The organism is Paracoccus fontiphilus (genome assembly GCF_017356265.1).
Lineage (GTDB): Bacteria > Pseudomonadota > Alphaproteobacteria > Rhodobacterales > Rhodobacteraceae > Paracoccus > Paracoccus fontiphilus.
The window spans coordinates 17599-35812 of record NZ_JAFNAW010000014.1 but is presented as its reverse complement, the minus strand read 5'-3'; the positions used below and the strand labels follow the sequence as shown (position 1 = coordinate 35812).

Here is an 18214-nt window from a genome sequence, read left to right as displayed (position 1 = left end):
CTAAAAGTCGAAGTTGTCTTTTCCTGCATCCTGTTGACGAAAGGCGCTTTTCTGTCAGCATGACGCCGATCTTTCCATTTTGACAATGTGGGAAACTTCGGTGACGACATTCAGAATCGCGGCGCAGACAATCCGCTTCCGCGACATCGACGACGATGCAAGCTCGATCATCTCGGTCAAGGCGGGCGCCTTGTCCGCCTTCGTCAACAGCGCAAGCGCCAGGTTCAGCTATGCGCCCCTGCCCGGATACCCGGGGGACGACTGGCCGGACGTGTCCGTCAACCTGCCCTCGGAACTCCAGCTTACGGATGACAAGGGGCGTCTCATCGACCTTGGCAAGACCCACGCCTTTCTGGGAAGCGTCGTCTATGACGGCCGGCAAAGCACCTTCCTGTTCATCGAGGAAGAGATTTCGGGCATCACCTACGATGGATACATGATCCACCTGGGAGGAGACCCGCTCCCGACGTTCAGGACCGTCATGGATGCGACGAACTTCCTGTACTCGGCCTCGCTGAGCCGCGTGACGAGCGGCCCTTTCGCCCCCGGTCGCGATATCGCCTTCTCTGCCATCCCCGGCAGGCAAGTGACCGAGAATGATCGCCTGCTCGGGACGCTTGACCAAGATGATTTCTTCGGCGGCACGGGCAACGACACCCTGCTTGGAAACGGCGGCAACGATGCGCTCGACGGGGGCGCGGGACATGACCACCTGGATGGCGGGGCGGGGAATAACGTCCTGCGAGGAGGAGCGGGGCACGACACGCTGCTGGGCGGGGCGGGTCAGGACAGCCTGTTCGGCGATGCCGACAACGATCTGCTGACCGGGGCCGTGGGCAACGATCGCCTTGACGGCGGCGCGGGCGCCGACACGATGCGCGGCGGCACGGGGAACGACATCTATCTGGTCGATCATGCCCGGGACCTGGTGGTCGAGGCGGCAAGCCAGGGCATCGACACGGTTCATTCCCGCGTCACCATGCAGTTGTCCCCCCATGTCGAGAATCTTGTCCTGACGGGACAGGCCGCCATCAACGGAACGGGCAACGCGCTTGCCAACCGGCTGACGGGACAGGCCGGGGCCAACCAACTGACCGGCGGGGCCGGGAACGACGTCCTGAACGGCATGGCGGGTCAGGACACGGTCAATGGAGGGGCCGGCAGCGATATCCTGTATGGCGGCATGGATGCGGCACGCGATGTCTTCGTCTTCAATACCGTTGCCGACAGTGCGGCAGGTGCCGGCCGCGATCGCATCATGGACTTCCGGCCGGGGGTGGATGACATCGACCTGCGCGCGCTGGATGCCGAAAACCGCATCGCCGGTAATCAGGCCTTCGACTTTTCCGGCGGTACGGCGGACGCGAACGCTGTCTGGTTCGTCAAGACGGGCGCAGGCCTGATCCTGCGGGCGGACGTGAACGGGGACAGGCTGGCCGACTTCGAGATCGCGCTGACCGGCCAGGGCAGCCTGACCGAAAGCGACATCCTGCTGTGATCCGGCGCAGGCGGCCTAGCCCGCCGCCTGCAGATCCGCAGTCAGCGCCGCCAGATCGCCCCGTCGGGACGTCAGCATCGCGGCGATCTCGGCGCGTTCGCTGGCCAGCATGTTCACGCCCTCGATGATGATGTTGAAGAACCTGTCGCGGCCCGACTTGTTGGACACGTGCCACTCCACCTCCATCGGGGCGCGGCCGTTCAGATGGGCGACCGAGGTGACGGCGAAGAAGCTTTTCAGCGGGCGCGCACCCGTCACCTCGATCCTGGAGCCGATGAACTCGCGGAACCGCTTGCCGTACTTGCGGCCGATATAGCCCTGGAACGCCTGGGTATAGGCGGCAAGCGCGCCGGGGTCGGCCTGCCGGGCGGCGGGCCCCAGGGCAGAACGGGCAATCACGTCCACATCGGCATAGCGCACGAAGATCGACTCGAAGTCGCGATACATCCGCGCGGGAGGCTGGCCCGAGTTGATGACCTGGTAGACCTCGCCCAGGGCGGTGTCGATCAGCGCGCGCGCCTGATCGGCGTCAAGCGCCCAGCCGCGCAGGGGCGCCAGCGTCAGCGCGGCGGCGCCGGCCAGCAGGAAGCCGCGCCGGTCACTCGGCATAAGGGTCGATGGCGTCATCCGCGCCGGCGGCGGCATATGGGTCAATGGCGGTCCCCCCTTCGTTCAGTTCGTGGCGGCGATGCATCAGGTAGATCAGCCGCAGTTGCGCATAGCTATCCGCACTGTCCTGCAGAACGCTATCCACCGTGTCCCCGAAACGCGCCCGCTCACCAGCTTTTGAGGCCACCCGTAGGCCAAAAGCCGCCCATGCCGCGTCCCGGTGCAGCAGGTGATACAGGGGGTCGATCAGCAGATCCACCACCTTGCCCGCCGCGTCGCGCTGGGTCGAGGGACCAAGGACGGGCAGTTCCAGATAGGCTCCCTCGGGCACGCCCCAGACGGCCAGGGTCTCGCCGAAATCGGTGTCGTGCTCGGGCAGACCGAAGTCGCTGCCGGCAGGATCGAGCAACCCGCCGATTCCCAGTGTCGTGTTGACCCCAAAGCGGAAAAAATTCTTGATCGCCGGTTCTGGGCGGCCCTGCAGCAGGCTGTTGGCGATCTTTCCGGGCAAAGACAGGTTGCTGCCCGCATTGATCACCAGGTCCATCGCCCCCGGTTCGTTTGACGCGTCGTCCTTGTCCGAAACAAGCCGGGCGATCGGGCCGATCACCCGGCGGTCCACCTCCTTGTTGAAGGCATGGACGCGACGGTTCTGCGCCTCGTAGGGGTCGTTGACTTGGATGCCGTCCTGCATCACAGGCTTCGACGCGCAGCCCGCCAGGGCCAGACAAAGGGCAAGCCGGGCGGCAAGGGACAAGGGATGCAAAGGATATCCTAACCTTTTTTTTGGATAGTGCGGTATAGGACCGTGCGGAATTCGACGGGTGGCTCTCCGCATAATGGGGCGCAAGACCACGGGCAAGCGGCCCAGGACGAGGATGGACAAGATGAGCAAACAGCCAGCATTCGTGGACGGTGCCCGGGAATTGCGCAGGGCGCGCGCGGCAGGCCTGCCGCTGTTCGCCGCCGTGGCGCTGTTCTCGGCCGTCGTGAACCTGCTGATGCTGACGGGACCGCTGTTCATGCTGCAGGTCTATGACCGGGTGCTGGCTTCGCGGTCGGTCGAGACGCTGACGGCGCTGTTCGTGCTGGTGGTCTTCCTGTTCCTGCTGATGGGGTTCCTGGACTTTGTCCGCAGCCGGGTGATGCAGCGCGTGGCGGCCCGCTTCCAGGACCAGATGGAGGGGCGCGTGTTCACCGCCGCGCTGCGCGAGGGGGCGATCTCGGGCGACGAATCGGCCGCCGCCGCCAGCGGGATGCGGGATCTGGATTCGGTGCAGCGGCTGATTTCCTCGCCCGTGCTGCTGGCGGCCTTCGACTTGCCCTGGGCGCCGCTGTTCCTGGCGGCGGTCTATATCTTCCATCCCCTGCTGGGCGTTGTCGCGACGGTGGGCGGCGCGATCCTTGTCGTCACCACGATGGCCAACCGCTCGCTGACCAAGGCGCCGTTGCAGCAATCCACCGTCGCTTCGGCGCAGGCGCAGCGCATGGCGGACCTTTATCGCGACGAAGGCGAGGTGATCGGCGCCCTGGGCATGCGCAGCGCGACCTATGCCCGCTGGCGCAAGGCCCGGGCCGAGGCGCAGGAGCAGGCGGTGCGGGGCGCCGACCTGTCCTCGGGCTTCACGGTCTTTTCGAAAAGCTTCCGGCTGTTTCTGCAAAGCGCGATGCTGGCCATGGGCGCATGGCTGGTGCTGCAACAGGCGGTGACGCCCGGCGCCATGATCGCCAGCTCCATCATGATGGGCCGGGCCCTTGCGCCGGTCGAGCAACTGGTCGGCGGCTGGCCCGCCGTGCAGGCGGCGCAGGACGCCTGGGACCGGCTGGCCCGGCTTCTGTCCCGCCAGCCGGCGCAGGTGACCCATACGCCCCTGCCCCGCCCCGAGGCGACGATCGAGGTGCGCAACCTGTCCGTCGCCCCTCCGGGCCAGAACGTCGCGACCTTGCGCGGCGTGTCCTTCGGGCTGGCGCCGGGCCAAGCTCTTGGGGTGATCGGGCCGTCGGGCGCGGGCAAGTCCACGCTGGCCCGTGCGCTGATCGGCGCCTGGCCGGTCGGTGCGGGATCGATCCGGCTGGGCGGGGCGACGCTGGACCAATATGACCCCGACGTCCTGGGGGCCCTGATCGGCTATCTGCCGCAGCAGGTCACGTTGTTCGACGGCACCATCGCCGACAACATCGCCCGCCTGTCGCCCGAACCCGACCCGGCGCGCGTGGTCCGCGCGGCGCAGGCGGCGGCGGCTCACCAGATGATCCTGGATCTGCCGCAGGGCTACGACACGCGGATCAGCCAGGCGACGGGGCGGCTGTCTGGCGGGCAGATCCAGCGGATCGGACTGGCCCGCGCGCTGTATCCCGACCCGGTTCTGCTGGTCCTGGACGAGCCGAACTCGAACCTCGACAACGAGGGGTCGATGGCGCTGAACGCGGCGATCCGGCGCATCAAGGCGCAGAACGGCTGCGTGATCATCATGGCGCACCGGCCCGCCGCGATCAACGAATGCGACCTGCTGCTGGTGATGGAGCAGGGAATGCGCCGCGCCTTCGGGCCGCGCGACAAGGTCTTGCAGGAAATGGTGCAGAATTCGGCGCAGATCATGAAATCCCAGGAAACCGGCCGCACGGGGGGCGTGTCATGAGCGACGAGACGAAAAAGCCCGAGGGCGAACAGAACCCCGCGCCGCGGCCTTCCGGCATCCAGACGGGAATCCTGTCCAGCCGTATCGGCGCCCCGATCGAGGGGCCGATCGCAGGCCCCGCGCGGAAGCCTGCCGCCCCGGCGCAGCCGGCGCCTCCGGTCCAGCCGCCCTCGCCCCCGTCGCCGCCGAAGCCGATCGCGCCGCCTGATCCGGGTCGCTGGTCGGTGCGCGGCGCCATGATGGCGGGACTGGTGGCCATCGTGGTGCTGCTGGGCGGCTTCACGCTGTGGGCGATGCAAAGCCGGATCGCCGGTGCCGTCGTCGCCTCGGGCCAGGTCGAGGTCGAGCAGCAGCGGCAGGTGGTCCAGCATCCGGACGGCGGCGTGGTCGCGGAGATCCTTGTCAAGGACGGCCAGACGGTCGAGGCGGGCGAGCCGCTGATCCGGCTGGACGGCAACCTGCTGCGCACCGAACATGCCATCGTCGAGGGGCAGTATTTCGAGATTCTCGCCCGTCGCGGCCGGCTTGAGGCCGAGCGCGGCGATGCCGAGGCCATGGAGTTTCCCGCCGACCTGCTGAGCGCGGCCGAAGGGAACCCGGATCTTCAGGCCCTTGTCGACGGTCAGCGCAGCCTGTTCGAAACCCGGCGCGACACGCTGCGCCAGTCGATCGAGCAACTGGAAAAGCAGTCCGAACAGGTCCGCCAGCAGGTGGACGGCATCGACGCGCAGATCGTGGCCCTGAACCGCCAGCGCGAGTTGATCGGCGAGGAGTTGGAGGACCAGCAATCTCTGCTGGACCGGGGGCTTGCGCAGGCGTCCCGCGTGCTGGCGCTGGAACGGGAGGCCGCGAGCCTTGACGGCCAGTTGGGCGAACTGAAGGCCAGCCGCGCGGCGGCCGAGACGCGGCAGACCGAACTGGACATCCAGCGCCTGCGCCTGGGCGCCGAACGGCGCGAGGAGGCCGAGACGGAACTGCGCGACCTGGGCTATCGGGAACTGGAACTGGCCGAGCGCCGCCGCAGCCTGATCGAGCAGATCAACCGCTTGGACATCCGCGCGCCCGCGGCCGGGGTCATCTACAACATGCAGGTGACGACGCCCCGGTCGGTCATCCGCCCCGCCGACCCGGTGCTGTATGTCATCCCTCAGGATCGCCCGCTGGTCGTCAGCGCGCGCCTGGCCACGATCAACGTCGATGAGGTGCAGGTGGGCCAGCCGGTGGTGCTGCGGTTTTCGGCCTTTTCCTCGCGCACGACGCCGGAAATCGACGGCGTGCTGGGCCGGGTGTCCGCCGACGCGCTGATCGACGAGGCGACGCAGATGCCCTATTACCGGGCAGAGGTGACGATCCCCGCCGATCAGCTTGCCAAGCTGGGAGACTTGGCCCTGATCCCCGGCATGCCTGTCGAGGTGTTCATCCAGACGGGCGAGCGCAGCCCGATGGCCTATCTGCTGAAGCCTTTGGCGGACTATTTCAACCGGGCGTTCCGGGAAAGCTGAAAAGAAGTGGGGGCTTCGCGCCCCCACGCCCCCGCGGGATATTTAGGCCAAGATGAAAGAGGCGGTCACTTCTTGCGGCGCCGCTTGGTGGCGCGCTTGATTTCGGCCAGCCGCGACTTGGTGGACATGCGCTGCAGGCCGCGGCCGCGCCTGCCTTTCTGCAGACCGCGTGGCAGCGGCTGGCCTTCCAGTTCCAGCAGGTCCAGCGTCAGCCCGCCGGTCATGGGGATCGCCTCGGCCAACCTGACGGTGACGCGCTGGCCAAGGCCGATCTCCAGCCCGGTGTCGCTGCCGACCAGCATCTGCGCGTCGGGGTCGAAGTGGAAATACTCCTGCCCGATGGCGCGGATCGGCAGCAGCCCGTCGGCACCGGTCTCGTCCAGCTTGACGAAGGCGCCGAACTTCTGGACGCCGCTGATCCGGCCCGTCATTTCGGTCCCAACGCGTTCCGACAGGAAGGCCGCCAGATAACGGTCGGTCGTGTCGCGTTCGGCGGCCATGCTGCGACGCTCGGTTTCGCTGATATGGGTCGCCGTTTCCCCCAGCCGGTCCATGTCCTGCGGCGACAGCCCGTCCTTGCCCCAGCCATGCCCGCTGATCAGCGCTCGATGCACGATCAGGTCGGAATAGCGCCGGATGGGCGAGGTGAAATGCGCGTAGGATTTCAGCGCCAGCCCGAAATGGCCGAAGTTTTCCGGGTGATAATAGGCCTGCGTCATCGACCGCAGGGTCGAGATGTTGATGAGTTCGTCGAAATCCGTGCCCTCGGACTGGGCCAGCAGGCGGTTCAGGTGGCTGGTGTGCAGCACCTGCCCCTTGGCCAGCGTGAAGCCCGAGGCCTGGGCGACCTCGCGCAGGGCGTCGATCTTTTCCAGGCTCGGCTCCTCGTGGACGCGGAACAGCAGGGGGCGCTGGCGGCGGGTCAGTTCCTCGGCGGCGGCGACGTTGGCCAGCACCATGAACTCCTCGATCAGCTTGTGCGCGTCGAAGCGTTCCCGGAAGTTGACCGACTTGACGCGGCCGTCCGGGGTCAGTTCGATCCGGCGTTCCGGCAGGTCCAAGTCCAGCGGCTGGCGGCGGGCGCGGGCTTCCTTGAGCAAGCCATAGGCGTGCCACAAGGGACGGATCACGCTGTCCATCAGCGGTTCGGTCTGCGCGTCCGCGTTGCCGTCCGCCGCCGCCTGGGCCTGTTCATAGGCAAGCGACGCGCGGCTGTGCATCATCCCGCGGTGGAAGTTGTGGCTGATCTTGTTGCCCTGGGCGTCCAGTCGCATCCTGACCGCGATCACCGGACGGTCCACGCCTTCGTGCAGCGAACAGAGGTCCGCCGACAACGCCTCGGGCAGCATGGGGACCACGCGGTCGGGGAAATAGGTGGAATTGCCGCGCAGCCAGGCTTCCCGGTCAAGGGCGGAACCGGGGGTGACGTAGTGGGCGACATCGGCGATGGCGACCCAGATGGTCGCGCCGCCGTCCTCCTCGACATGGGCGGCGACCGCGTCGTCATGGTCGCGCGCGTCCGAGGGGTCGATGGTCACAAGGGGAAGGTCGCGCAGATCCTCGCGGCCTTTCATCGTGGCGGGCTTCCGTCCCTCGGCTTCCTCGATCACGGCATCGGGGAAATCGTCGGGAATGCCGTGCTGGTGGATGGCGATCAGGCTGACCGCGCGAGGGGCGGAAGGATCGCCCAGCCGCTCGATGATCCGCGCGGTGGGCAGGCCCATGCGGCCCTTGGGACCGATCTGTTCGGCCTGCACCAGTTCGCCATTCTGCGCGCCCTGGGTCGCATCGGGGCGGACGCGCCACTCCTTGTCCTGGCCCTTGTCGATGGGCACGATCCGGCCCCCTTCCGCTTCCTTGCGGAAGATGCCGGTGATGCGGTGCGGGGCTGCAGTGATGCGGCGGATCAGGCGGGCCTGGTACTGGTAGTCCTCGCCATGAACCTCGACCAGGCGGCCCAGGAAGCGGTCGCCGCGGCCAAGCGCCGGGTCGCTTTCGCGGGGGGCGTAGTGGATGCGCGGCATCGGGCCTTCGCCGTGCCATTCCATGGGCCGCGCGAACAGGTCGCCCGAACCGTCGGGCGGCAGCAGTTCCAGTACCGTAACCGGGGGCAGGCGTTCCGCGTCGAGGTAATGGCGGCGGCGGCGTTCCAGATGGCCCTCGCCCTCAAGCTCCTTCAGGAGGCGCTTCAACTCGATCCGTTCGGCGCCCTTGATGCCGAAGGCCTTGGCGATGTCGCGCTTGGAATTGGCGTCGGGATGTTCCGCGACCCATTCCATGATCTGTTCCTTGCTGGGAAGCTGGCCCATCGCGCAAATCCTTCAAAGGTCGCGGGTCATGTCACGATGCGGGATTCCGGCATCGTCGTAAACCGGGCCATGCGCGGCGAAACCCAGCTTTTCGTAAAAACCCAGCGCATGGGTCTGCGCGCCCAGCTTGGCCCGCGTGACGCCCGGCTGGTCGCGCAGCACGTCGAGCGCCGCGCGGATCAGCGCTGCGCCAAGCCCGGTGCCGCGCGCCGACGCCAGCACGCAGACGCGGCCGATCTTGCCCGTGTCGCCCATCAGCAGGATGCGCGCGCTGCCCACAGGCCGGTCGTCCTGCCAGGCCAGCAGGTGGATCGCCTGGTCGTCCTGGTCGTCCATCTCCTCGAACTCGGACACGCCCTGTTCCTCGATGAACACGGCGCGGCGCAGGGCGTGGCAGGCGGCAAGGTCGGTGGTCCGTTCGATCTTCATTCGAAATATTTTTCCAGAATCCGCTGGTAGATGGTCTTGAGTTGCCGGACCTGCGCCACGGGCACGCGTTCGTCCACCTGATGCATATAGGCACCGACCAGGCCGAATTCGACCACCGGGCAGTGGTTCTTGATGAAGCGCGCGTCCGAGGTGCCGCCCGTCGTGGACAGGACCGGCTGGCGGTTGGTTTCCTGCGTGACCACGCTGCGGACCAGATCCACGAAGGGGCCCGGCTGGGTCAGGAAGGCTTCGCCCGTGACATAGGTTTCCAGGGTCAGCGCGACACCCGTCGCCTGGGTCACGCGGGCGGCCCGGGCGGTCAGGTCGGATTCGAGGCTGGCCGCCGTGTGCAGGTCGTTGAAGCGGATGTTGACCACGGCGCGCGCCGATTCCGGGATCACGTTGGATGCCGGGTTGCCGCAGTCGATGCTGGTGATCTGCAGCCCGGTGGGGTCGAAGTGATCGGTCCCCCGGTCCAGCGGCGCCGCGATCAGGTCGTTCAGGTATGCCGTCAGCGCGTGAAGCGGGTTCTTCGCCTTGTGCGGATAGGCGGCGTGGCCCTGCACCCCCTTGGCGGTGACGGTGAAGGTCACCGACCCGCGACGGCCGATCTTCATCATCTCGCCCATGATCTCGGGGTTCGAGGGCTCGCCCACGATGCAGGCGTCCATGCGTTCCCCATTGGCCTCCATCCAGTCCAGGATCGCGGTGGTGCCGTCTCGGGACGGCCCTTCCTCGTCCCCGGTGATGGTCAGGATCACCGCGCCGTCCGGGGGCGTCTCGCGCACGAAGTCGATGGCGGCGGCGGCGAAGGCCGCGACGGCGGACTTCATGTCGGTGGCGCCCCGGCCCCAGATGATGCCGTCTTCCACATGGCCGCTGAAGGGCGGGTGGGTCCAGGAACCCAGGTCGCCGGGCGGCACGACATCGGTATGGCCGTTGAAGCCGAAGGTCCGCGCGCCCTTGGCGCCCCATCGGGCGAACAGGTTGGGGGTGCCGTTGCGGTCGACGCGATGGACCTCGAACCCGGCATCCGCCAGCAGGTCGCCCAGAAGGACCAGGGCGCCCGCTTCCTCGGGCGTGACGGAGGGGCAGCGGATCAGGCGGGCGGTCAGGTCGGCGGCGTCGGTCATGGGCTCATATCCAATCGGGAAGGGCGCGGCGCGCAAGGTTCAGGCCGGTGATCACCAGCAGGATCAGCGTCCAGCGACGGAACTGGACGACATTCATGCGGTCCTGCAAGGCAAAGCCCGCCAGCATCCCCCCGAAGGCCGGGACGCACAACGCCGCCGACAAGGGAATGGTCTGTGCGTTCAGGATGCCCGAGGTCATGTGCGCCACCGTCAGCCCTGCCGCGCCGAGCAGGAAGACGACGCCCTGCACGCGGACCTGTTCCTGCTTCTCGATGCCCAGCGACAGCAGCAGCACGACCAGCGGCGGCCCCCAGATGCCCGAGACGCCGCCGTAAAGCCCGCCGATGATGCCGGTCGCGACCTCGGCCCGGCGGCGATGGTGGATGGGCAGCGTCAAGGGCTTGCCTGCCAGTTGCCACAGGGAAAAGGCCAGGATCGGCAGGCCCAGAAGCGCATACATCAGTCCCTGCGGAATCTGCCGGGCCAGCCCCGCCGACACCATCAGGAAGACCAGCACCATGGCGATGTGCCAGCGGAAGTTGCGGACGGATTGCAGCGCCGCCGCCGGGCCCTGGCGCAAGGCCTGGTGGATGTTCGTGGTCAGCACCGGCAGGATCAGCGCCGCCAGCGCCGTCTGCGGCGGCAGGATGGAGGCAAAGGCCGAGGCCATGATCAGCGGCATGGCGAACCCGATGGCTCCCTTCACGAAGCCCGCAAAGGCCGTGACGGCGAAGATCGTCCAGAATTGCCAGGGATCCAGTCCAAACATGGCGCGCACGCTAACCGTCCGGCGGGCAAATGGAAATGCCGCCCGGAAAATAAGCGGTCGGACATTTTCGTTCTTGCGGTGGTTGGTTCGCGCATAATTGTTGCTCTGCGGCTGCGAAGGTGCTAGGGATGCTGCAATGCCGCAAGGGATCGCATCATGAAAGACATGCCGCATCAGATCGACGCCGTTCTTGTCGAACTGGCCGGGTTGCAGGCCCGCGTTACCGAAGCCCTGCGCGCCATGGTCTCGCCCGGCGGCAAGGTCGATGCCGAAGCCTTGGAACGGCACCAGCACGCGGCCCACACCCTGTCATGGCTGGCGACCTATGTCGAATCGCTGCGCCAGCTTGCCTCCTGGTCCGGCCGCGTGGGCGGCGAAATCGAGGGGCTGATCGCCCGGATCGGCTTTGGCGAATACCTGACCCAGATCGCGGGCGGCATCCCGATGAGCCAGACGGAATTCGCCCGCCTGTCGAATCTGGGCGTGGACTGGCAGCCCTCGGACGCCGCCCACGCCCTGATGGCGGGCAACACGGCCGATGTCCGCGCCCGGCTGGCCGCGCTGCTGGCGGACGCCAAGGGCAGCGCGACCTTCGGGGCGACGGGCCTTGATGAGGATCTGGAGATGATCCGCGACCAGTTCCGCCGCTGGGCCGACGACAAGGTGGTGCCTCATGCCCACGGCTGGCACCTGCGGGACGAGTTGATCCCGATGGAGATCATCGCGGAACTGGCCGAACTGGGCGTCTTCGGCCTGACCGTCCCCGAGGCGTTCGGCGGCCTGGGCCTTTCGAAGGCCGCCATGGTCGTGGTCAGCGAGGAACTGTCGCGCGGCTATATCGGCGTGGGTTCGCTGGGCACCCGCAGCGAGATCGCCGCCGAACTGATCCTGACCGGCGGCACCGACGCGCAGAAGGCCCATTGGCTGCCCCGGCTGGCGTCCGGGGAAATCCTGCCCACGGCGGTGTTCACCGAGCCCAACACCGGCAGTGACCTGGGCAGCCTGCGCACCCGTGCGGTCCTGGACGGCGACACCTGGACTATCACCGGCAACAAGACCTGGATCACCCATGCCGCACGCACCCATGTGATGACGCTGCTGGCCCGCACCGACCCCGACACGGCCGACTATCGCGGGCTGTCGATGTTCCTGGCCGAAAAGACCCCGGGCACGGACGAAGACCCCTTCCCCACCCCCGGCATGACCGGCGGGGAAATCGAGGTTCTGGGCTATCGCGGCATGAAGGAATACGAGCTTGGCTTCGACGGGTTCCCCGTGCGCGCGGAAAACCTGCTGGGCGGCGTCACCGGCCAGGGCTTCAAGCAGCTGATGCAGACCTTCGAATCCGCGCGCATCCAGACGGCGGCGCGGGCCATCGGCGTGGCGCAGAACGCGCTGGAACTGGGGCTGCAATACGCGATCGACCGCAAGCAGTTCGGCAAGCCGCTGATCGCCTTTCCGCGCGTGGCCGACAAGCTGGCGCTGATGGCGGTCGAGATCATGATCGCCCGGCAACTGACCTATTTCAGCGCCTGGCAGAAGGATCACGGCCACCGCTGCGACCTGGAGGCGGGGATGGCCAAGCTTCTGGCCGCGCGCGTGGCGTGGGCCAGCGCCGACAATGCCCTGCAAATCCACGGCGGCAACGGCTTTGCCCTAGAATATCCCGTCAGCCGTGTGTTGTGCGATGCACGCATCCTCAATATTTTTGAGGGTGCCGCCGAAATTCAGGCCCAAGTGATCGCCCGGCGGCTGTTAGGCTGATCGCGTTTCGTCTAGGGTGCTGCAACCAAAGCGGTTTTGCCGCATTCCCCCTTCGACGATCGCCCAAGGAGCCCTTCATCATGTCCCGCCTTGCCCGATTTGGCACATTCGGCGTCCTGACCGCCGCAGCCCTTGCCCTTGCCGCCTGCGAACCGACGGCGCCCGTATCGCCGGACGACCGCGGATTCATCCCGGGCGGCGACTATGCCCTCGTCGGCATGGATGGCGCGACCGTGCCGCTGCGCAACATGACGCTGACCATCGCGGAAAGCAGCGTCTCGGGGCGCGGCCCCTGCAACGGCTATGGCGCCAAGAACAACGCGGAACTGCCGCTGGTCGCCTTGTCGCCCCTGCAAAAGACCAACGTGCCCTGCGGCAAGAACACCACGATCGAGAACCGCTTCTTCTCGGTCCTGCAATCGGCGACCGAGATGGAATACTACGGCGGCGTGCTGAAGGTGAAATCGCCCCAGACCTGGCTGATCTTCGAACGCGGCGTGACCGGGACGCAGGCCCAGGTCACGGCGGTCGATCAGGCCCGCGCCGGTCAGTAACCGTCCCGATCAAGGATGATTTGGCGACCGGCCGCGCACCAGCCGGTCCACAAGACGCTGGCGGGCGGCCGGAACGGGGCGGCCCACCAGTTCGCCGGCAAGCCTGGCATTCAGGAAATGCCCGGTGATCGCCAGCCCCTCGGCCAAGCCTCGCCCACGATTGTCCCCTGCCCCGCCCAGGATGCCCGGCAGCGGCAGCAGGCGGTCGGCCCATTCGCCTGCCCCCGCGCGGCTGACGGCGCAGCCCGATCTTGGACTGACATAGGCCAGCCCGTCCTGCGCCCCCGTCACGGCGCAGGATGTCAGGTCCAGCCCGAAGCCCATCTCCTCCAGCAGCCGGATCTCCCACCCCAGGTAATCCGAGCCCCAGTCTTCGCCGCCTTCCATCAGGTCCAGCAGGCGTTCCGTGTCGCGCGACAGAAGCGGATGCGGATCGCGTTCCGGCAGCGCGAAGACCAGCAGCGAACAGACCGCGTTCAGCCCGGCAAGCGCCAGCGGATCGGCCATCAGCCCCGACCGCAGGCGCAGGGGTTCCACGGCGAAGGTGCCAAGCTGGTCGTCGCGCCGCGCCCGCCAGCGCAGATCCAGCCGCGATCCCGGCTGCAGCATCGCCGCGCGCCTTTGCGACACGCCCCCCGGCACCAGACCGGAATGGCGACCGTGAAGATCGGTCAGCACGTCCAGGATCACCGCCGTCTCGCCATGCGGGCGGCGGGCCAGGACCGTGCCTTCGGCCTGCCACTCCATTCAGGCGGGGGGCAGGGTCAGAGACCCGTCGGCGGCCAGCGGCCAGAAGGGATTGGTGGCGATTTCCCAGACATGGCCGTCGGGATCGGCGAAATAGCCGGAATAGCCGCCCCAGAACACCGTCTGGGGGCGCTTCAGCACCGTCGCCCCCGCATTGACGGCCGCCTGAAAGACCGCATCGGTTTCCGTGTCGTCGGCGCAGTTCTGCGCCAGCGTGACCGCGCCCGTGCCCAAGGTCGCGCCGGGCCGGCCCTGATCGGCGGCAAGGTCGGCGCGCCCGAACAGGGCCAGCACCGCGCCGTTCATCTGGTAGAAGGTGACGCCGGGCTGCGAGCTGCCATGGGGCGTCCATCCCCAGCCCTCGTAGAATTGCCGCGCCCGCGCCATGTCGGCCACGGCAAGCGTGACAAGCGTGATGCGCTGGCGGGACAGGGTCATGCGGCCTCCGGCTGGTCGGGCCAGCTTGGCACGCGCCATGCGCCCTGCCAAGTCAGGACATCGCCCGGCGCCGCGCCCCCGCCCCGCGCAGCATTGACAGGGTATAGATCACCAGCGCCGCCCAGATCATCGGGAAGGCGATCATCTGCGCCGCGCCGAAGGGCTCTCCGAAGATCAGCACGGCGGTCAGGAAGATCATCGTCGGCGCGATGTATTGCAGGATGCCGATGGTGGACAGGCGCAACTGCTTGGCCGCCGTGGCATAGCAGATCAGCGGCACGGCGGTGACGGGGCCGCAGCCGATCAGCAGCAGCGTGTCGGTCAGGCTGCCCGTGGCGAAATGCGACTGCCCGCAGGCGGCCAACCAGACCACATAGGCCAGCGCCAGGGGCGCCAGCAGCAGCACCTCCAGCGTGAATCCCTGGGTCGGACCCAGCGGCAGGCTTTTCTTGCAATAGGCGTAAAAGCCCCAGGTCAGCATCAGCCCGATCGCCACCAGCGGCAGGCGGCCCAACTGAACGGTCAGCACCACCACCGCCAGCGAGGCGAGCGCGATTGCCGCGACCTGCGCCCGGTTCAGCCGCTCGCGCAGCAGCGTCGCGCCCATCAGGATGCTGAACAGCGGGTTGATGTAGTATCCAAGCGCCGCGTCAAGCGCGTGGTCATTGCCCACCGCCCAGACATAGATCATCCAGTTCACGGAAATCAGCGCGGCGGTGATCATCGCCATGCCCAGCAGGCGCGGCTGGCGCAAGGCCGCCATCACCTCGGCCGAGCGGCGCTGCCATAGCAGCACCACAAGCGCGATGGGCAGCGACCACAGGACGCGATGGGCGATCACCTCGGACGGGGGGACATGGGCCAGCTGCTTCATGAACAGCGGCAGAAAGCCCCACATCACATAGGTGGCGATGGCCAGGATCAGGCCGGTCAGGGAATCACCGGATGGAGTCGCGTTCTTCATGCCTGATTGCATAGGCTGCAAAGGCAACCCGCGCCAGATGGATCACGCAAGCCCCGGCTCGTCCAGCAGCGTGCGGCCATCGCGGCTTTCGATCTCGATCACCCACAGGTCGGGATCGAAGCCGCGCTGGCGGGCGATGGCCCCGTCGACGTCAGCGTCAGCCCCCTGCGCCAGCACCCGCCAGGGGCGGCTGTCGCTGTCGAAATCCCATTCGCGCCCGTAAAGCGCGGCGGTGCCGTCCAGATGCGCGCATTTCACCAGAACCGCGCCCGCCGTCCCGTCGCCGCGCGCCGTCACATAGGCGGGAATGTTCGCCATCCCCAGGCGCGCCAGATAGGCCGCGACCCAGATGCCGGTCGCGAGCCGGGGTTCAGGCATCGCCGTCGCGGAAATCGAGGCCCATCTCGTTATACCGTTCGGCCTCGTCCAGCCAGTTCTCGCGGACCTTCACCTGCAGGAACAGGTGGACGCGGCGGCCCATGAATTCCTCAAGCTCGGCACGGGCGGCCTGGCCCACGGCCTTGATCGTCTCGCCGCCCTTGCCCAGCACGATGCCCTTGTGGCCGGGACGGGCGACATAGACGATCTGATCGACCTTGGCCGACCCGTCCTTGCGTTCTTCCCAAGCCTCGGTTTCCACCGTCAACTGGTAGGGGATTTCCTCGTGGAGGCGCAGGGTCAGCTTTTCGCGGGTGATCTCGGCCGCGATCATGCGCATGGGCAGGTCGGCGATCTGGTCCTCGGGGTAGAGCCAGGGGCTTTCCGGCAGCGTCGCCGCCAGCCAATCCCGCAACTGCTCGCAGCCGTAACCCTTTTCGGCGCTGATCATGAAGGTGTTGACGAAGGGATAGGCCGCGTTCAGCTCTGCCGACAGGGCCAGCAGGGTTTCGGCCTTCACCCGGTCGATCTTGTTGATCACCAGGGCCACGGGGGTCTTGCTGTCCAGGCCCTTAAGCGAATCGATGATGGCGGTGACGCCGTCGGTCAGGCCGCGATGCGCCTCGACCAGCAGCAGGATGATGTCGGCATCCGACGCCCCGCCCCAGGCGGCGGCGACCATGGACCGGTCCAGGCGGCGGCGCGGGCGGAAGATGCCGGGCGTGTCCACGAAGACGATCTGCGCGGCATCATGCATGGCGATGCCCCGGATGCGGGCGCGGGTGGTCTGGACCTTGTGGGTGACGATGCTGACCTTGGCGCCCACCATCTGGTTCAGCAGCGTGGACTTGCCTGCATTGGGTTCGCCGATCAGTGCGACAAAGCCCGCGCGGGTCGGGCCGGAAACGTCGGGGGTGGTATCGGTCATGCGCGGCCCTCCAGCCGGTCCAGCAGCGCCTGGGCGGCCGCCTGTTCGATGCTGCGTTTGGTGCCCGCGCCCTTGGCCTGGGCCTGCTGCCCATCGGCCAGGCGGGCGGTGATCAGGAAGACCGGCGCGTGGTCGGGACCGCTGCGTTCGGTTTGTTCGTAAACGGGTGGCGGCATGCCCTGAGCCTGCGCCCATTCCTGAAGCGCGGTCTTGGCGTCGCGGGGATCGTCGGCCAGCGTTTCCAGGCGATCCGACCAGTGGCGCAGCACGATCCGGCGCGCGGCCTCGAACCCGGCGTCCAGGTAGACGGCGGCGATCACCGCCTCCATCGCATCCGCCAGCAGGGCTTCCTTGCGGCGGCCGCCCGACATCATCTCGGACCGGCCCAGCTTCAGCACCTCGCCCAGGCCGATGTCGCGGGCGATGGCGGCGCAGGTCTCTCCCCTAACCAGCGCGTTGTAGCGGGGGGCAAGCTGGCCCTCGCTGGCAGAGCGGTCGGCGTCGAACAGCGCCTCGGCCATGACAAGGCCCAGCACACGGTCGCCCAGGAACTCCAGCCGCTGGTTGTCGGGCCGCGTCGCCGTCGCAATCGAGCCATGGGTCAGCGCGCGCACCAGCAGGTCTGGCTGCCCGAAGTCGTGTCCAAGGCGCGCCATGAAGGCGCGGATGTCGGCGCCCGGTTTCATGGGAACGCCTTCACTCCACCGCCCTGAAGAAGCGGTCGGCCCGCCAGGTCCAGAAATACAGAAGCGAACGCCCGGCGGACGAGAACATGATCCGGTCGGCGCGCCCGATCAGGTATTCGGCGGGCACGAAGCCCAAGCCGCCGATTTCCTGCGGGAAGCGCGAATCTTCCGAATTGTCGCGGTTGTCGCCCATGAAGAAATACTGGCCTTCGGGCACGGTGAAGGTGGGCGTGTCATCGGCGAATGCGCCATCCGCAATGTTGAGGATGTCGTGGCCGCGCCCGCCCGGCAGGGTTTCGGTGAAGCGCTGCTTGATGCAGTCGCCGCCTTCGGGCACCGGGTCGTTCACGCAGCGCGGGATCAGCCCCTGCGGGCCCTGCTGTTCCTTGGTCTCGACAAAATCGCTGCCCGGGGTGACGGGCACTTCCTGGCCGTTGATCCACAGGCGCCCGCCCCGCATCTGGATCGTGTCGCCCGGCAGGCCGATCAGCCGCTTGATGAAATCGACGCCGCGCGTGGGATGGCGGAACACGACCACGTCGCCGCGCTCGGGTTCGGAATCCAGGATGCGACCCGAGATCGGGCACAGCGCGAAGGGGCAGGAATACTGCGAATAGCCGTAGGCCATCTTGTTGACGAACAGGAAGTCGCCGATCAGCAGCGTGTCCTTCATCGACCCGGACGGAATCCAGAAGGGCTGGAAGAACAGCGTGCGGAAGATGCCCGCGATGACAAGCGCCCAGAAGACGGTCTTCACCGTCTCCCAAATGCCTTCCTTCTTCTTGCCCGCCGTGCTGTCGGCCATTGTGTCGTCCTTCGTCATGGAGCGCGGGCGAATGGCCGCATTGGGGCGCTCTAGGCCACCAG

General features: G+C 67.4%; 18 protein-coding genes. 5 read left to right on the top strand and 13 right to left on the bottom strand.

What is annotated here, in order from left to right; genetic code table 11:
* The first annotated feature begins 100 nt into the window (after positions 1–100).
* Positions 101–1498, top strand: a complete 1398-nt coding sequence (locus tag J0F76_RS07315) for a M10 family metallopeptidase C-terminal domain-containing protein (RefSeq protein WP_207467326.1) — start codon at positions 101–103, stop codon at positions 1496–1498.
* Positions 1499–1513: 15 nt separating this feature from the next.
* Here the strand turns inward: J0F76_RS07315 and J0F76_RS07310 are convergent, their stop codons facing one another.
* Both J0F76_RS07310 and J0F76_RS07305 read right to left on the bottom strand, forming a co-directional pair.
* A complete protein-coding gene (locus tag J0F76_RS07310; RefSeq protein WP_207467324.1) occupies positions 1514–2107 on the bottom strand; it encodes an MlaC/ttg2D family ABC transporter substrate-binding protein in 594 nt (197 codons plus the stop codon).
* A complete protein-coding gene (locus J0F76_RS07305) occupies positions 2097–2864 on the bottom strand; it encodes an MlaA family lipoprotein (protein WP_242690047.1) in 768 nt (255 codons plus the stop codon). Before J0F76_RS07305 ends, J0F76_RS07310 begins: the two co-directional genes overlap by 11 nt.
* Positions 2865–2994: 130 nt before the next feature.
* On the opposite strand from J0F76_RS07305, the gene J0F76_RS07300 reads away from it, so the two are divergent.
* Together J0F76_RS07300 and J0F76_RS07295 are read left to right on the top strand one after the other, a co-directional pair.
* Complete coding sequence (locus J0F76_RS07300) at positions 2995–4746, top strand: type I secretion system permease/ATPase (protein ID WP_242690046.1); 1752 nt, start codon at positions 2995–2997, stop codon at positions 4744–4746.
* Positions 4747–4982: 236 nt separating this feature from the next.
* A complete protein-coding gene (locus tag J0F76_RS07295; protein WP_242690052.1) occupies positions 4983–6248 on the top strand; it encodes an HlyD family type I secretion periplasmic adaptor subunit in 1266 nt (421 codons plus the stop codon).
* Positions 6249–6313: 65 nt separating this feature from the next.
* Here the strand turns inward: J0F76_RS07295 and rnr are convergent, their stop codons facing one another.
* Genes rnr through J0F76_RS07275 form a run of 4 tightly spaced genes read right to left on the bottom strand, consistent with a single transcriptional unit; the run spans position 6314 to position 10888 of the window.
* On the bottom strand, positions 6314–8557 hold the full coding sequence (gene rnr, locus J0F76_RS07290; protein ID WP_207467316.1) for a ribonuclease R: 2244 nt from the start codon (positions 8555–8557) through the stop codon (positions 6314–6316).
* Positions 8558–8569: 12 nt separating this feature from the next.
* Positions 8570–8986, bottom strand: a complete 417-nt coding sequence (locus J0F76_RS07285; protein WP_207467314.1) for a GNAT family N-acetyltransferase — start codon at positions 8984–8986, stop codon at positions 8570–8572.
* Positions 8983–10119, bottom strand: a complete 1137-nt coding sequence (gene dapE, locus J0F76_RS07280; protein WP_207467312.1) for a succinyl-diaminopimelate desuccinylase — start codon at positions 10117–10119, stop codon at positions 8983–8985. Before dapE ends, J0F76_RS07285 begins: the two co-directional genes overlap by 4 nt.
* 4 nt (positions 10120–10123) lie before the next feature.
* A complete protein-coding gene (locus J0F76_RS07275; RefSeq protein ID WP_207467310.1) occupies positions 10124–10888 on the bottom strand; it encodes a sulfite exporter TauE/SafE family protein in 765 nt (254 codons plus the stop codon).
* Positions 10889–11053: 165 nt separating this feature from the next.
* On the opposite strand from J0F76_RS07275, the gene J0F76_RS07270 reads away from it, so the two are divergent.
* Together J0F76_RS07270 and J0F76_RS07265 are read left to right on the top strand one after the other, a co-directional pair.
* Positions 11054–12652 (top strand): acyl-CoA dehydrogenase family protein, encoded by a 1599-nt coding sequence (locus J0F76_RS07270; protein WP_242690051.1) that lies wholly within the window; start codon positions 11054–11056, stop codon positions 12650–12652.
* Between the two features lie 80 nt (positions 12653–12732).
* Positions 12733–13206, top strand: a complete 474-nt coding sequence (locus tag J0F76_RS07265; protein WP_207467306.1) for an META domain-containing protein — start codon at positions 12733–12735, stop codon at positions 13204–13206.
* Positions 13207–13215: 9 nt separating this feature from the next.
* On the opposite strand, the gene recO is transcribed toward J0F76_RS07265, so the two are convergent.
* Genes recO through lepB form a run of 7 tightly spaced genes read right to left on the bottom strand, consistent with a single transcriptional unit; the run spans position 13216 to position 18152 of the window.
* Positions 13216–13953, bottom strand: coding sequence for a DNA repair protein RecO (gene recO, locus J0F76_RS07260; RefSeq protein ID WP_207467304.1), 738 nt, complete (start codon positions 13951–13953; stop codon positions 13216–13218).
* Positions 13954–14385, bottom strand: coding sequence for a VOC family protein (locus J0F76_RS07255; protein WP_207467381.1), 432 nt, complete (start codon positions 14383–14385; stop codon positions 13954–13956).
* Between the two features lie 58 nt (positions 14386–14443).
* A complete protein-coding gene (gene rarD / locus J0F76_RS07250) occupies positions 14444–15355 on the bottom strand; it encodes an EamA family transporter RarD (RefSeq protein ID WP_207467302.1) in 912 nt (303 codons plus the stop codon).
* A 42-nt stretch (positions 15356–15397) separates the two neighbouring features.
* Positions 15398–15733 (bottom strand): DUF1491 family protein, encoded by a 336-nt coding sequence (locus tag J0F76_RS07245; RefSeq protein WP_207467300.1) that lies wholly within the window; start codon positions 15731–15733, stop codon positions 15398–15400.
* The gene (gene era, locus J0F76_RS07240; RefSeq protein ID WP_207467298.1) at positions 15726–16661 is read right to left on the bottom strand and encodes a GTPase Era; all 936 of its coding nucleotides are present in this window, start codon (positions 16659–16661) and stop codon (positions 15726–15728) included. The genes J0F76_RS07245 and era overlap by 8 nt, the downstream gene beginning before the upstream one ends.
* Complete coding sequence (rnc, locus tag J0F76_RS07235; protein ID WP_207467296.1) at positions 16658–17347, bottom strand: ribonuclease III; 690 nt, start codon at positions 17345–17347, stop codon at positions 16658–16660. Before rnc ends, era begins: the two co-directional genes overlap by 4 nt.
* A 10-nt stretch (positions 17348–17357) precedes the next feature.
* Positions 17358–18152: a signal peptidase I gene (gene lepB / locus J0F76_RS07230; RefSeq protein WP_207467294.1), complete on the bottom strand. Its 795-nt coding sequence runs from the start codon at positions 18150–18152 to the stop codon at positions 17358–17360.
* Positions 18153–18214: the final 62 nt, after the last annotated feature.

Coding starts and splice junctions, on each gene's coding strand:
- J0F76_RS07310 (WP_207467324.1), bottom strand. CDS start 2,107: ATGCCGAGTGACCGGCGCGGCTTCCTGCTGGCCGGCGCCGCCGCGCTG.
- J0F76_RS07300 (WP_242690046.1), top strand. CDS start 2,995: ATGAGCAAACAGCCAGCATTCGTGGACGGTGCCCGGGAATTGCGCAGG.
- J0F76_RS07295 (WP_242690052.1), top strand. CDS start 4,983: ATGATGGCGGGACTGGTGGCCATCGTGGTGCTGCTGGGCGGCTTCACG.
- rnr (WP_207467316.1), bottom strand. CDS start 8,557: ATGGGCCAGCTTCCCAGCAAGGAACAGATCATGGAATGGGTCGCGGAA.
- J0F76_RS07285 (WP_207467314.1), bottom strand. CDS start 8,986: ATGAAGATCGAACGGACCACCGACCTTGCCGCCTGCCACGCCCTGCGC.
- dapE (WP_207467312.1), bottom strand. CDS start 10,119: ATGACCGACGCCGCCGACCTGACCGCCCGCCTGATCCGCTGCCCCTCC.
- J0F76_RS07275 (WP_207467310.1), bottom strand. CDS start 10,888: ATGTTTGGACTGGATCCCTGGCAATTCTGGACGATCTTCGCCGTCACG.
- J0F76_RS07270 (WP_242690051.1), top strand. CDS start 11,054: ATGCCGCATCAGATCGACGCCGTTCTTGTCGAACTGGCCGGGTTGCAG.
- J0F76_RS07265 (WP_207467306.1), top strand. CDS start 12,733: ATGTCCCGCCTTGCCCGATTTGGCACATTCGGCGTCCTGACCGCCGCA.
- recO (WP_207467304.1), bottom strand. CDS start 13,953: ATGGAGTGGCAGGCCGAAGGCACGGTCCTGGCCCGCCGCCCGCATGGC.
- rarD (WP_207467302.1), bottom strand. CDS start 15,355: ATGAAGAACGCGACTCCATCCGGTGATTCCCTGACCGGCCTGATCCTG.
- J0F76_RS07245 (WP_207467300.1), bottom strand. CDS start 15,733: ATGCCTGAACCCCGGCTCGCGACCGGCATCTGGGTCGCGGCCTATCTG.
- era (WP_207467298.1), bottom strand. CDS start 16,661: ATGACCGATACCACCCCCGACGTTTCCGGCCCGACCCGCGCGGGCTTT.
- rnc (WP_207467296.1), bottom strand. CDS start 17,347: ATGAAACCGGGCGCCGACATCCGCGCCTTCATGGCGCGCCTTGGACAC.
- lepB (WP_207467294.1), bottom strand. CDS start 18,152: ATGGCCGACAGCACGGCGGGCAAGAAGAAGGAAGGCATTTGGGAGACG.